Genomic DNA, 13,718 nt, shown 5'->3' with positions numbered 1-13,718 from the left:
AAGGGTCAACACAAATTGATAAGAAATGAATATGTATTGACCCAATAGGAAGAAGATAGAAGATTAAGAGGCTTTCGCTGTGACGGCTTCAGGTGCGTCGATGATCTCTTTTTCTTTATCTTTCAAAAGGCCGGTTGCGCCATTGGCATAGTCTTTTGGTTGTTCATTGACTTCAGATGGTTGCTCTTCAATTTGCTCTGAAGACATCGCCGTTTTCTTGTCGAATGGGTTGTCTTGCTCAGGCAAGTTTGGCAAGAGTTCTGATGAAGTCTTTGCCATATGTTGGTACAGCTTAGTGTAATCTTTACCTAGCGTATCCAACATTTCTGCGGTTTGTGCAAAGTGATCGACCAGCTCTTGACGTTGTTGCTCTAGTTCAAATTTGGCTGCTTCTAGCTCTTTTTGCACAGACTTTTGTTTTTTGTATTCGGGGTGGTTAGTCTACTAATGACTACGCCTACGATTGTACCGACCAGCAAACCCACAATGGCATAAATCCAAGGCATAACTGCTCCTTATAGTTGTTTTAACAAGTCTTTTACTACTTAGTTACACGCGGTGCTTGTCCATGTTACTATGGCTTGAACAGCCGATAAAGAAAAATAGCGGTATGTCTTCGGGGACTGATATCCACATCTCTCTATTCCTAATGCTGACCCCGAGGTGACAAAATTTCTCTGTACCTCTGATACGACCCAGTGCCATGACACCATTAAAACGATACCAACAAGACATAGCCAAGCATGGATTCCAACGTGATGAAGCGCAATATAGCGCGGTCGTCGCTTTAGATGAACTTTACCATGCCATCGCCGACTTTCAGTCTGCACCTATTCCTCAGCTCAGCACTTGGCAAAAGTTACTAGGTAAAAAAGTCGAAATGCCAGAACCTCCTAAAGGATTGTACTTTTGGGGAGGTGTAGGGCGCGGTAAAACTTACCTTATGGATGCCTTTTTTGACGCCTTACCAACAGAAAGGAAAATGAGGGTGCATTTTCATCGCTTTATGTACCGAGTACATGATGAATTAAGGCGTTTAGGTGATGTAGAAAATCCGCTTTCTAAAGTGGCAGACTTGTTTAAGAAAGAATCAGATATTGTTTGTTTTGATGAATTTTTCGTTTCAGACATTACCGATGCAATGATCTTAGCGACGTTGCTTCAAGAGATGTTTAAACGTCAAATGATTTTGGTCGCGACCTCGAATATTGAACCTCAAAATCTATATCGCAATGGTTTGCAACGAGCACGTTTCATGCCTGCAATTGCCATGATCTTAGAGCGTTGTGATGTGCTCAATGTCGATAGTGGTGTGGACTACCGTTTAAGAACGCTAGAGCAAGCTGAGATTTACCATTACCCACTTGATGAGCAAGCGTCCGTTAACCTTAATCAATACTACCAACAGCTGATTGGGGAAAGAAAAGCCGCAACGAATACGATTGAAGTGAATCATCGCGAAATTGCAGTGATTGAGGCCAGTGATGGTGTGTTGCATGCATCTTTTGCTCAGCTGTGCCAAACTCCGCGTAGCCAAAATGATTACATTGAGCTGTCTCGAATCTACCACACCGTATTGCTTGCGGACGTGATGCAGATGGACCGTAAAGTCGATGATGCAGCAAGGCGCTTTATTGCGTTAGTCGATGAGTTTTACGAGAGAAACGTGAAATTAATCATTTCCGCCGAAGTGGCGATGGAGGCGCTTTATAGCGATGGGCTACTGGAATTTGAGTTTAAGCGTTGTTTGTCTCGATTAACTGAGATGCAGAGTCGTGAATACCTAGCGAGAGAGCATCTGGCGTAAAAAACAGCAACTCATCTTAAAAAAGTGAAGAAAAAATTAGTGATTTGGCGCAAAAAAAGGTGATTTTTTCTTCGCTCTTCTCTATAATCCTGCGACCCACCGTTACTGCAGACCTGAATATCGAAGTTATTTCGGCATAGAAGGTCGAGAGAACCAACGACTCGAAGGGGTGATGACTGGGCTCTTAGACAGTGTGGGAACACAATACTGTGTTCCTTTAAAGTTTAAAATTTAATTAACGGGTTATTATTAGCATGAAAACTTTCGTTGCTAAACCAGAAACTGTAAAACGCGACTGGTATGTTGTAGACGCAGAGGGTAAAACTCTTGGCCGTCTAGCAAGTGAAATTGCATCTCGCCTACGTGGCAAACATAAAGCTGAGTACACTCCTCACGTTGACACTGGTGATTACATCATCGTTATCAACGCTGAGAAAGTTGCTGTAACTGGCAACAAAGCTAAAGGCAAAGTGTACTACCGTCACTCTGAATTCCCAGGTGGTCTAAAATCTATCACTTTTGAAAAGTTGATCGATCGTAAACCTGAGATGGTTCTTGAGCTAGCAGTTAAAGGCATGCTTCCACGTGGTCCTCTAGGCCGTGCTATGTACCGTAAGCTTAAAGTTTACGCGGGCGCTGAGCACAACCATGTTGCTCAACAACCACAAGTACTAGACATCTAATTGGGGATTTCGAAAATGGCAGAGAATCAATACTACGGCACTGGCCGTCGCAAAAGCTCAGCTGCGCGTGTTTTCATCAAACCAGGCAGCGGCAACATCGTAATCAACAAGCGTAGCCTTGATGAGTACTTCGGTCGTCCAACTTCTCGCATGGTTGTTAAACAACCTCTTGAGCTAGTTGAACTAACTGAGAAGCTAGACCTATACGTTACTGTTAAAGGTGGCGGTATTTCTGGTCAAGCTGGTGCTATCCGTCACGGTATCACTCGCGCTCTTATGGAGTACGATGAGTCTTTCCGTCCTGCTCTACGTGCAGCTGGTTACGTTACTCGTGACGCTCGTTGCGTTGAACGTAAGAAAGTTGGTCTACGTAAAGCACGTCGTCGTCCACAGTTCTCTAAGCGTTAATTTCCTCTTACTGGAAATTATGCTTTTCCAGAGTTTCTCTGGATACTGTGTACCAAAGCTCGGCTATATGCCGAGCTTTTTGTTTTTATAGCCTTCTGTTTTTATAACCTCAGTTAAACGTCTGTTTTTTGTTTCCCGTCGCTTCAGCACCTCTCCTTAATATCCTGGCAACATTTGTTTGTCTTATGTACTGCTTTATGCAATTTATTCGTGCTACAAATCGCACATGATAAAAGTGGAGAGTACCTTCACATTCTTGAAATATCTTTCTGCTTAATCCGCTGAAAACAACCGAAATAAAAGGCGTTAGCTCTTGTTTTTAGTCGTTATTCGTTTCGCTTTCTTGTTACAAATCACATCTATTTTTTATAATTTTGCCGCTTTTGTGACGGCGTGGGCGATTTGCCTCACAAATGTTACAAAAAGGTAGCTTTATCTTGTCAAAAAGTAGGGTTTTCTTTATCATTTCCCCCCAATAAATAGAACTAAATTCATAATTTGTTAGCCATGCTCTTATAAGCGGAATAATAACGATCCAAAGGGAGCAAATGGGAGAATGTTTGGATGAGCAACGCGCCTTTAAATAACGGTCGCAGGCGTTTTCTAACCGCTACAACGGCAGTTGTTGGTGGCTTAGGGGCAGCTGCCGTCGCCGTTCCTTTTATCAAATCATGGAACCCGAGTGCCAAAGCGAAAGCTGCTGGCGCGCCGGTGGAAGTGGATATCAGTAAAATTGAACCAGGCCAAATGGTCCGTGTTGAGTGGCAGGGTAAGCCTGTATGGGTAGTACGCCGAACTCAAGAAGTGGTCGATAATCTTAAGAGTATTGATGGTCAGCTTCGTGACCCGCAATCAGAAATGGAACAACAACCAGTTTATGCTCAGAACGAGTACCGCTCGATCAAACCTGAGTATTTTGTGGCGGTTGGTTTCTGTACTCACTTGGGCTGTTCACCTACTTACCTACCAGATACGTTCTCAGAACAAGTACAAGGCGTTAAGTCGGGCTTCTTCTGTCCTTGTCATGGTTCTAAGTTTGATATGGCTGGTCGAGTGTTCCAGGGTGTTCCAGCGCCACTGAACTTGGTCGTTCCTAAGCACATGTACTTGAGCGACACCAAGCTCATGATCGGTGTTGATGAGGGAGATGCATAATGCAAGCGATATTAGACTGGGTAGAAAAACGTATTCCAGCGATGAATGCTTATAAAAAGCACTTGTCTGAATACCCAATGCCAAAGAACTTCAACTTTTGGTACCTTTTCGGTTCCTTGGCAATGTTGGTACTTGTTAACCAGATTCTTACAGGTATTTGGCTAACGATGAACTACGTTCCGTCTGGCGATGGCGCGTTTGCTTCTATTGAATACATCATGCGTGATGTTGAGTACGGTTGGCTATTGCGTTACATGCACTCAACTGGCGCTTCGGCGTTCTTTGTCGTTGTGTACCTACACATGTTCCGTGGTCTGATCTACGGTTCTTACCAAAAGCCTCGTGAGCTACTGTGGATCTTCGGTATGTTGATCTTCTTGGTTCTAATGGCAGAAGCGTTCATGGGTTATCTACTACCATGGGGTCAGATGTCATATTGGGGTGCCCAGGTAATCATTTCTCTATTTGGTGCGATTCCTGTTATTGGCGACGACCTAACGCTTTGGATCCGTGGTGACTACATCATCTCAGGTGCAACACTAAACCGTTTCTTCGCACTACATGTAATTGCACTACCTATCGTTCTGCTTCTTCTTGTTGTGCTACACGTACTGGCCCTGCACGAAGTCGGCTCTAACAACCCTGATGGTATCGAAACGAAGCTACCAAAAGGCTCTATGGGTGACGATTACAATACGCAATTTAAGTTCCACGAATACTACACGAAGAAATACGACATCATCGACTCAATTCCTTTCCATCCATACGGTACGGTTAAGGATCTTGTTGGTGTTGCTGGCTTCTTGTTCTTCTTCTGTTATGTATTGTTCTTCAACCCAGAAATGGGTGGGTACTTCCTTGAGCCGCCTAACTTTGAGGCAGCAAACCCATTGAAGACACCTGAGCACATCGCTCCGGTATGGTACTTCACGCCGTTTTACGCAATCTTGCGTGCGGTTCCAGACAAACTATTGGGTGTAATCCTAATGGGCGCGTCTATTGTGGTGCTGTTTGTTCTTCCTTGGCTGGATCGCTGTAAAGTACGTTCGTACCGTTACCGTAGTAAGATCCATCTATTTAATATTATTCAATTCACTATCGCCTTTATTGCTCTGGGTATTTTGGGTGCATTGCCGGCAACGCCGTTGTACACGATTCTGTCTCAGATCTTTAGCTTGTGTTACTTCATGTTCTTTGTATTGCTGTTCTTCTACAGCAAAAATGAAGCAACCAAACCACTACCAGAGAGGGTGACATTCAAATGAAGAAGTGGATTGTAATTCTATTTGCTATGCTGCCGTCTCTTGCTATGGCAGCGGGTGCCAACGTTCCGTTAGATAAGGCGAACGTGGACTTAACGGATAAGGCTTCGCTGCAAAATGGCGCGAAGCTATTCATGAACTACTGTTTTGCTTGTCACTCAACGCAATACCAGCGTTACGAGCGTGTTGCGACAGACTTGGATATTCCGATTGATCTAATGAAAGAAAACCTGATCTTCGATCCAGAAGCAAAGGTTGGTGATCTAATGGTAAATGCAATGCCTGCGAAGCAAGCGGCTGACTGGTTTGGTGCACCGCCACCAGACTTAACTTTGGTTGCTCGAGTTCGTGGTGCAGATTGGCTATACACTTACCTGCGTTCTTTCTATGTTGACCCATCTCGTCCATTTGGGGTGAACAACATTGTATTCCCAAGTGTTGGTATGCCGCATGTGCTTGAAGAGCTTCAAGGTATTCCTATGCCAGTTTACGGCACTAAAATCGTAGATGGTGAAGAAGTACAAGTCGTTGTTGGCACACAAACCAGCGGTACTGGTGAGCTAAGTTCTGGCGAATACGACAAAGCAGTCGGCGACCTCGTGAACTTCTTGGTGTACTCCGGTGACCCTGTTCAACTAGAACGTCATGCAATTGGCTGGTGGGTAATGGGCTTCCTAGTTCTATTAACTATCGTTGTCGTGTTGCTCAAGAAAGAGTATTGGCGTGATGTGCATTAATTGTGCTATCATACCGTGCTAATTCCCAATTTTAATTGACGAATAATGGAGGCTAGCGCCTCCATTATTTTTATTTGTAAGTGTACTGGAGGGCTCCATGGCTGTAGCTGCCAATAAACGTTCTGTGATGACTCTTTTCTCGAGTGCATCAGATTTGTATAGCCATCAGGTTCGCATCGTACTAGCTGAAAAAGGCGTAAGCGTTGAAGTTGAGCTTGTAGATGAAGCAAACCTTCCTGCTGAGCTTGTAGAGTTAAACCCATACAAATCAGTGCCAACTCTTGTTGACCGTGAGCTAGCTCTTTACGATTCAAAAATCATCATGGAGTACCTGGACGAGCGTTTCCCTCATCCACCTCTAATGCCTGTTTACCCAGTAGCTCGTGGTAACAGCCGTTTGATGATGTACCGTATCGAACGTAACTGGTACTCACTCGCTGAAAAAGTGGTTAAGGGTAACGCGGAAGAATCAGAAAAAGCGCGTACTAAACTACGTAATGATCTTCTGACTCTAGCGCCTATCTTTGCTGAGTACGAATACTTCATGAGTGAAGAGTTCAGCCTAATCGATTGTTACCTAGCACCACTATTGTGGCGTCTACCTCAACTAGGTATTGATCTTGTTGGCCCTGGCTCAAAAGAAATCAAGGTTTACATGAACCGCGTGTTTGAACGTGATTCATTCCTAGCTTCTCTAACAGAAGCTGAACGTGAAATGCGCCTAGTTCGCTAATTAACGGTTCAGTTTACTTGTTATGGATATTGCTAAAATGACTGCTCGCCGTCCGTATATGCTTCGTGCATTTTACGATTGGCTAGTAGACAACGACTTAACTCCGCACTTGGTTGTAGATGCAACTATGCCAGGTGTGCGTGTACCAGTTGAGTTTATTCAAGATGGTCAAATCATCTTGAATATTGCTCCACGTGCTGTTGGTCATCTAGAGTTGGGTAATGATGCGATTACCTTTCAAGCTCGCTTTAGTGGTCGCCCGCATTCCGTTATCGTGCCAGTGTATGCTGTTCAAGCTATCTATGCTCGCGAGAATGGCGCTGGGACTATGTTTGAGCCTGAAGAAGCTTACACTCACATCGAAGAAGAAGGGATTGTTGAGGAAGATGTATCTCCAACGTTCTCTACCGTAAGCGATGAGCCTTCTGAGGTTGCGGAAACCGAATCGGAAGAGGAAGAAACGCCTCGCCCGAAAGGCAGACCGAGCTTAAGAGTTATCAAATAAAAAAAAGCAGCGTTTACGCTGCTTTTTTCTTTTCATTTATCTACGCTGCAACACTAATTCACGTCGGTTTCTTCTATCGGCGTTGCTTTCGTTGTCGTATTCAAGTCACTGACTTCAGCTTCTTGGCTTTTCACCACTTCGGACTCTTCCACTTCGAGTGGTTTTTCATCGCCGTATTGGAACCCTTTAATGACTTGTTTTACTCCAGAAATGTTTCGTGCGATATCAGTCGCTTTCTGACTTTGCTCAGGTGTCACGTAACCAAATAAGAATACGTCGCTGTCTTCGGTAATGACTTTTACTTTCACACCGTTTAGATCGCTGTCAGTCAACAAGGCGGATTTTACTTTTGTGGTAATCCAACTGTCGTTGCTGATTTGAGTTACGCTCAGTGGCTCTTTCTGTTTAATTTGATTATGGATGTTCTCAACGCCATCAACTTCACGTGCTCGATTTTCAAACTCATTGATGAGTTCTTGAGTCGGTGCTTGTCCCATTAGAACAACCGTTCCGTTGTATGCGCTAGCGACGATACGAGCTTTGCCTTTGAAGGGGGCTTTGTTACCGATGGCCGCAACTTCGAATTCGATGTTGTTGTCTTGCCAAATCTCTTTTGTGGTTCGCGTATCAGTGACGATATTAGCAGTTGTCGCTGCCCCGGCAATAAATAAACCTGCACAACCACTCATACTGAGTGCTGCACATAAAATGACAAAACTACGTATCATAATTCTAAACTCTCAATCTGGATTATTCTTCGTGAGCTGGGAAAAGCACTTGGTCGATTAGATCACACAGGCAGTGAAGTGTCACCATATGAACTTCATGAATGCGCGCTGTGCGGTGGGATGGGATACGAATTTCAACGTCGTGCTCACCCAGTAGACCAGCCATCTCACCACCATCTTTACCTGTAAAAGCAATGATCGTCATGTCGCGAGTTACTGCGGCTTCCATTGCTTTAATGACGTTTTTGCTGTTGCCACTGGTTGAGATCGCCAACAAGATATCGCCCGGTTGGCCAAATGCGCGTACTTGCTTAGAGAAGATCTCTTGGTAGTGGTAATCGTTCGCTACCGCAGTCAATGTTGTGTTGTCTGCTGTTAAAGCCATTGCTGGAAGGCTAGGGCGTTCAGTTTCGAATCGGTTCAAAAGGCAAGAGACAAACTGTTGCGAGTTCGAAGCACTGCCACCGTTGCCACAGCATAGGATTTTGTTGCCATTGAGCAGGCTCGACACCATTGCTTGAGCGGCGTGAGTGATGGCATCTGGCAGCGCTTCTGCTGCCGCAATTTGAATTTGAATACTTTCTGTAAAACTGTCTTTAATGCTGTCTAGCATCGTTTATCCTTCAGAGATTGCATTTTGTATCCAGTTAATGTCTCTACCACTGTCGTGAATGGCGACCACATCAAACCGATAATCTATATTTTGTGCCATACGTTTTTGCTGGCTTAGCCAAATTTGGGCTGTTTTGACTAGTTTACGCATTTTTGCGCGGGTGACCATCTCTGCTGCTGAGCCAAAGCGATCATTATTACGATATTTGACCTCAACAAAGACGATAGTTTCACCTTGTTGGAAGATTAAATCAATTTCGCCGACTTTGGTCAGAAAGTTTTGAGCTATAAAGCGTAAACCCTGACGCTGCAAATATTGCTTCGCCAGGGTTTCGTATTGGTCACCGATTTGTCGCTTGCTAAAGAGCCCCACGCTCGGCCCAGTCTAGCTCGCGTTGCACAACACAGTTGTTGTCAATGCTAAGTACACCTGTTTGGCCGCTTACTGAGTAACCCGGCAGAAGCTTCATCTGTGGTAACTCACCAATGAGCTTATAGGCGTCCATACCAAGCGCTTCTAAACGTTTTTCCATGTTGGATTGATCTGACCATAACTCGTTCATTTCTGCCATAACGGTAGGGTCAGGGTTGATCAACATTGGAATGTCACTGTAAGCCACACCAGATAGATCTTCATACGTTGCACCACCACTGTTACTGCGTGAGTTTGAGAACAGTTTTGGCGGCTTCGCATCTGGGTTAATCGCTACTTCAATAAAGGGTTTGATCAGTGTTAGCTCAGAGCTTCGTGCGACAATGTAAACCGCATCGACATCACGACGACTGCGTGGTGGGCTCTCTAAAGAAATACGCATCAGTGACTGCATTTGGGCGATACGCTGCTGGCTCTCTTGTAGACCGAATACATTGTTAATGTTCTTCTGTAACTGACGTTTATCGCCAAAGTAGCTCGAAGCCACTTTATTTGAGCTGTACTTGCGCCATTCTTCATTGAAGGCTTCAACCACACGCTGACCGTAAGCGCCATTCGGAGCCAAGATCATTGGGAATTGGTAGCCCTGATTGAAAAGGTACTTCGCCGCTTGTGCGACTTCTTGCTCTGGAGACAGTGCTAGGTAACACATGTCTGTTCCTGGTTGAACTTCCTCTGGGATGTTCAATGCCAGCGCTGGGATCTTCACGCCAGTTTCAGAGCCATCTAGTGTTGCTTGCAGCTTCTCAACGTTTTCTTTCTGTAGTGGTCCCACAACAAAGTCGATATTCTCATTGATTAAGCGCTGTTTGATTTGGTCTGCACTGTACGCGTGAGTATCAATTACGGTTAACGTTGCACTTGGGTCGCGTACATCATCATTCATCATTGCGAAGATGAAGCCATCACGGATCAACTGAGCTTGCGGTGCAAATTTACCGGTTAGTGGTAACAACAGCGCCGTATTGTTTGGTTTCACAATATCCAGCGACAAGATATTTTGGATTTCTGCTGGCGTATAAACCGCAGCTGGGTGTGATGGATTTTCGTCTAACCAGCGCTCTAACGTGTTTTGTAATTGAGGTAAGTTACTTGAAAGTGTTTTGGCGTAGGTAGCTAATTGCAGCCACCCGTCCAGCACATCTTCATTTGGCGCTGTTTGCAATGACGTTAATTCGTTTTCAGAATAGCTGCCAAAATTCATCCAAATTCGGCTAGAGATCTCACGTTGTTCCGCGGATGAAGCATATTGACCTTGAGCTACGAGCTGGCGGTTTGCTTCGAACGGTTGGTTCAGACTTTGATAAGCGTCAGCACGCAATTGGTAGTAGTCTTTCCACTGCTCACTTGGCAGCTTCCACCATGATTGGAAGTTCAACGTTTGCAGCAATTGAGAGTAATTGCCTTGCTTTTGTTGTATGGTCGCTCGAGCCAGTTGCCATTCAGCTTGTTGAACTTCGGTCAATTGCTGGCGGCCAAGTCGCTTGATAAGCAACTCTGCTTGATCCAATTCGTTGGCTTGAATCGCCGCTTTTGCAGCCATGATCAACCAGTCGTTTTGTAGGCTACCTTCCGTGCTATCAGCTTGAATCATGTAGTTCTGAGCAGACTGTGTAGGCTCTAGTGTAATGTCTACGCTATCTGGTTGGCGCGGGCCTGAAGAACAGGCGGCGAGCGTAATTGCCAGTGCAACAGGAGTGAGTAAGCGTGGTACACTGAGTCTCTTATGGTTCATCATTGCCGTGAGTTCTCTATAATTTTGTACAAAATTGTCTCTATATTAATCGTTGAAGTGATCGTAAACAAATGACAGATAAAAATAAGTTGCCGAATGAGGGGCCAACTCTCTACATCGTACCGACTCCAATCGGAAATTTAGCGGATATCACTCAACGTGCTATCGAAGTTCTGTCGAATGTGGACATCATTGCCGCTGAGGATACTCGACATACGGGCAAATTACTGTCTCACTTCAATATCCAAACCAAAACTTTCGCGCTACACGATCATAACGAGCAGCAAAAAGCCCAAGTTTTGGTTGAAAAGCTACTATCAGGTCAGTCAATCGCTTTGGTGTCTGACGCTGGTACGCCGCTAATAAGCGATCCAGGATACCACTTGGTAACAAAATGTCGTCAAGCGGGCGTTAGAGTTGTGCCTCTTCCTGGTGCGTGTGCGGTCATCACTGCGTTAAGTGCGTCTGGTTTGCCATCGGATCGTTTTAGCTTTGAAGGCTTTCTACCACCGAAAAGCAAAGGCCGTAAAGACAAGTTCTTAGAAATTGCGTCAGTGGAACGCACTTGTATCTTTTATGAATCACCGCATCGCATTTTAGACTCTCTACAAGACATGTTAGACGTTCTTGGTCCAGAACGAGAAGTCGTGTTAGCTCGTGAGTTAACGAAAACCTTTGAAACTATTCAGGGAATGCCACTTGGCGAATTGATTGAATGGGTGAAAAGTGACGGAAACCAACAACGTGGCGAGATGGTACTCCTTATTCACGGTCACCGTGATTCAAGCGAAGAATCGCTACCAGACGAAGCGACCCGCACTTTGGCTATTCTGACGAAAGAACTGCCGTTAAAGAAAGCTGCAGCATTAGCCGCAGAAATCTACAGTCTGAAAAAGAACGCACTTTATAAGTGGGGCTTAGAGAATCTGAACTAGAAGTCCGTAGAGCGTTGGCGCTTCGGGAGCACTTTGCTTTGAGATGTGATAATCGAGAGGTGCGCTTTGGTAGTTTCCTTTAAGAGCCGTTAGTTTTCCTAGTTATCTAGATAAGATTAAGAAGGGGAGCCGTTAACGCGACTCTCCTTTTGTTGTTTATGAGTGCAGGAGTTTTTAATCTTACATAGACAGGGTTAAGAAGTGCGTTGTTAATGTAACTGTGCATTTATTTTCCCACTTTACTTTCAAGGCCATCCTTCGGAGCATCATGATCCCGAGTCCCAAACCGCAGTGCTCCATTTTTTTTCTCTCGGAGCGAAGCGTTTCCATTCGCTGCTGTCTTTTTGAGCACTTAACCCGCCGTTTTCAGCAATTCTGTGATCTCACTAGACTCTGAGTAGATAACTCTATACAATCCGCCCTCGGAGCTGACTGGGTAGTCGCTGCTTTGTTGATGTCCTTCGGGAGACTGACGTTGAGGTCCCTTTGGGAGACTGACGTTGACGTCCTTCGGGAGACTGACAAAGGGGAGGAAAGTCCGGGCTTCATAGAGCAAGGTGCCAGGTAACGCCTGGGGGGCGCAAGCCTACGACAAGTGCAGCAGAGAGAAGACCGCCGATGGCCTTAGGGCACAGGTAAGGGTGAAAGGGTGCGGTAAGAGCGCACCGGACGACTAGTAATAGTTCGTAGCAGGGTAAACTCCACCTGAAGCAAGACCAAATAGGCCTCCACATTGCGTTGCTCGCGTAAGGAGGCGGGTAGGTTGCTCGAGCCAGTGAGTGATTGCTGGCCTAGACGAATGGCTACCGCCGCGCAAGCGGAACAGAACCCGGCTTATGTGTCGGCTCCACCTATTCGAGACCCATCACTACTTCGGTAGTGATGGGTTTTTTGCATTTTATTGACGCAAACTATGTCATTACCAATAAACTTGGCGCTGAATCACGTCTAACTTTAGACTTGAGGTGGCGATGATGTGGGAAATCAGTACACTAAAGAATCGCTTCAAGATCATTCAACGAGAAAGCTATGACCGAAACATTTCAACATATCTCAGTGTTATTAAATGAATCCATTGATGGCTTGGCTATCAAACCCGATGGTATCTATATCGATGGAACATTTGGCCGTGGCGGTCACAGCCGAACTATCTTGTCGAAATTAGGCGAAAACGGCCGTTTGTACAGCATCGATCGCGATCCTCAAGCGATTGCTGAAGCTGGAAAAATTGACGATCCTCGTTTTACTATCATCCATGGTCCATTTTCAGGCATGGCGCAGTATGCAGAAGAGTACGATCTTGTGGGTAAAGTCGATGGTGTCTTACTAGACCTTGGCGTTTCTTCTCCACAGCTTGATGATGCTGAACGTGGCTTTAGCTTTATGAAAGATGGCCCGTTAGATATGCGTATGGACCCGACTTCTGGCGTTCCAGTTTCACAATGGTTGATGGAAGCTGATCTCGATGATATCACTTGGGTGATTCGTGAGTTTGGTGAAGACAAACATGCACGTCGCATTGCCAAAGCAATCGTGGCATACCGCGAAGATGAAGAGAACGAGCCGATGGTTCGCACTGGTCAACTAGCAAAGCTGATTTCGGACGCCGCACCAAAGAGTTTCAAAGAGAAAAAACACCCAGCGACTCGTGCTTTTCAGGCTTTTCGCATTTACATCAACAGTGAACTAGAAGAAATTGATACGGCATTAAAAGGCGCTGCGAGCATTCTTGCTCCAGAAGGTCGCCTATCGGTCATCAGCTTCCATTCGTTGGAAGACCGTATGGTGAAACGCTTTATCCGTAAAGAGAGCAAAGGCCCAGAAGTGCCACATGGCATCCCAATGACGGAAGAACAAATCCGAGCATTGGGCAGTGCAAACATGAAAGCGGTGAGCAAGGCGATTAAGCCAACGAAGCAAGAAATCGAACTCAACCCTCGCTCTCGTAGTTCAGTACTAAGAATTGCAGAAAAGCTTTAATTATT

General features: G+C 45.3%; 14 protein-coding genes, 1 other RNA gene and 1 pseudogene. 11 read left to right on the top strand and 5 right to left on the bottom strand.

Going from position 1 to position 13,718, the window contains the following annotated elements:
- Positions 1-63: 63 nt before the first annotated feature.
- Positions 64-506: pseudogene (zapG, locus tag C1S74_RS08805) on the bottom strand (Z-ring associated protein ZapG).
- Positions 507-703: 197 nt separating this feature from the next.
- On the opposite strand from zapG, the gene zapE reads away from it, so the two are divergent.
- The 8 genes from zapE to sspB all read left to right on the top strand — a co-directional run bounded on the left by zapE (position 704) and on the right by sspB (position 7,290).
- Entirely contained in the window at positions 704-1,807 is a 1,104-nt protein-coding gene (zapE, locus tag C1S74_RS08795) for a cell division protein ZapE (RefSeq protein ID WP_045400391.1), read from the top strand.
- A 254-nt stretch (positions 1,808-2,061) separates the two neighbouring features.
- On the top strand, positions 2,062-2,490 hold the full coding sequence (gene rplM / locus C1S74_RS08785) for a 50S ribosomal protein L13 (RefSeq protein ID WP_005436093.1): 429 nt from the start codon (positions 2,062-2,064) through the stop codon (positions 2,488-2,490).
- A 15-nt stretch (positions 2,491-2,505) separates the two neighbouring features.
- The gene (rpsI, locus tag C1S74_RS08780; RefSeq protein ID WP_038866232.1) at positions 2,506-2,898 is read left to right on the top strand and encodes a 30S ribosomal protein S9; all 393 of its coding nucleotides are present in this window, start codon (positions 2,506-2,508) and stop codon (positions 2,896-2,898) included.
- Positions 2,899-3,462: 564 nt separating this feature from the next.
- The gene (gene petA / locus C1S74_RS08775) at positions 3,463-4,053 is read left to right on the top strand and encodes a ubiquinol-cytochrome c reductase iron-sulfur subunit (RefSeq protein WP_038866234.1); all 591 of its coding nucleotides are present in this window, start codon (positions 3,463-3,465) and stop codon (positions 4,051-4,053) included.
- Positions 4,053-5,318 carry a cytochrome b gene (locus tag C1S74_RS08770; protein ID WP_038866236.1) on the top strand — a complete coding sequence of 422 codons (1,266 nt, stop codon included), beginning with the start codon at positions 4,053-4,055 and terminating at the stop codon, positions 5,316-5,318. Before petA ends, C1S74_RS08770 begins: the two co-directional genes overlap by 1 nt.
- Positions 5,315-6,052: a cytochrome c1 gene (locus C1S74_RS08765; RefSeq protein ID WP_042599749.1), complete on the top strand. Its 738-nt coding sequence runs from the start codon at positions 5,315-5,317 to the stop codon at positions 6,050-6,052. The genes C1S74_RS08770 and C1S74_RS08765 overlap by 4 nt, the downstream gene beginning before the upstream one ends.
- A 97-nt stretch (positions 6,053-6,149) precedes the next feature.
- Positions 6,150-6,785, top strand: a complete 636-nt coding sequence (gene sspA, locus C1S74_RS08760; protein WP_005436105.1) for a stringent starvation protein SspA — start codon at positions 6,150-6,152, stop codon at positions 6,783-6,785.
- A gap of 22 nt (positions 6,786-6,807) precedes the next feature.
- Positions 6,808-7,290: a ClpXP protease specificity-enhancing factor gene (sspB, locus tag C1S74_RS08755; protein WP_045400388.1), complete on the top strand. Its 483-nt coding sequence runs from the start codon at positions 6,808-6,810 to the stop codon at positions 7,288-7,290.
- 53 nt (positions 7,291-7,343) lie between these two features.
- Here the strand turns inward: sspB and C1S74_RS08750 are convergent, their stop codons facing one another.
- The 4 genes from C1S74_RS08750 to C1S74_RS08735 are packed head-to-tail and all read right to left on the bottom strand — an operon-like array spanning position 7,344 to position 10,801.
- A complete protein-coding gene (locus C1S74_RS08750; protein ID WP_045400385.1) occupies positions 7,344-8,018 on the bottom strand; it encodes a BON domain-containing protein in 675 nt (224 codons plus the stop codon).
- A gap of 22 nt (positions 8,019-8,040) precedes the next feature.
- Positions 8,041-8,631 carry a phosphoheptose isomerase gene (locus C1S74_RS08745; RefSeq protein ID WP_038866245.1) on the bottom strand — a complete coding sequence of 197 codons (591 nt, stop codon included), beginning with the start codon at positions 8,629-8,631 and terminating at the stop codon, positions 8,041-8,043.
- Between the two features lie 3 nt (positions 8,632-8,634).
- Positions 8,635-9,003 carry a YraN family protein gene (locus tag C1S74_RS08740; RefSeq protein WP_038878239.1) on the bottom strand — a complete coding sequence of 123 codons (369 nt, stop codon included), beginning with the start codon at positions 9,001-9,003 and terminating at the stop codon, positions 8,635-8,637.
- Positions 8,990-10,801, bottom strand: coding sequence for a penicillin-binding protein activator (locus C1S74_RS08735; protein WP_038866250.1), 1,812 nt, complete (start codon positions 10,799-10,801; stop codon positions 8,990-8,992). Before C1S74_RS08735 ends, C1S74_RS08740 begins: the two co-directional genes overlap by 14 nt.
- A gap of 68 nt (positions 10,802-10,869) precedes the next feature.
- On the opposite strand from C1S74_RS08735, the gene rsmI reads away from it, so the two are divergent.
- From rsmI to rsmH, 3 genes are all read left to right on the top strand, one after another.
- Positions 10,870-11,733: a 16S rRNA (cytidine(1402)-2'-O)-methyltransferase gene (gene rsmI / locus C1S74_RS08730; RefSeq protein ID WP_038866251.1), complete on the top strand. Its 864-nt coding sequence runs from the start codon at positions 10,870-10,872 to the stop codon at positions 11,731-11,733.
- Between the two features lie 424 nt (positions 11,734-12,157).
- Positions 12,158-12,586: RNase P RNA component class A (rnpB, locus tag C1S74_RS08725), an RNA gene on the top strand.
- A 176-nt stretch (positions 12,587-12,762) separates the two neighbouring features.
- Positions 12,763-13,713, top strand: coding sequence for a 16S rRNA (cytosine(1402)-N(4))-methyltransferase RsmH (rsmH, locus tag C1S74_RS08715; RefSeq protein WP_038866252.1), 951 nt, complete (start codon positions 12,763-12,765; stop codon positions 13,711-13,713).
- Positions 13,714-13,718: the final 5 nt, after the last annotated feature.

This window comes from Vibrio hyugaensis (assembly GCF_002906655.1).
GTDB lineage: Bacteria > Pseudomonadota > Gammaproteobacteria > Enterobacterales > Vibrionaceae > Vibrio > Vibrio hyugaensis.
Note: the sequence above shows the minus strand (reverse complement) of the source record. Positions and strands in the feature narration are given on the sequence as shown.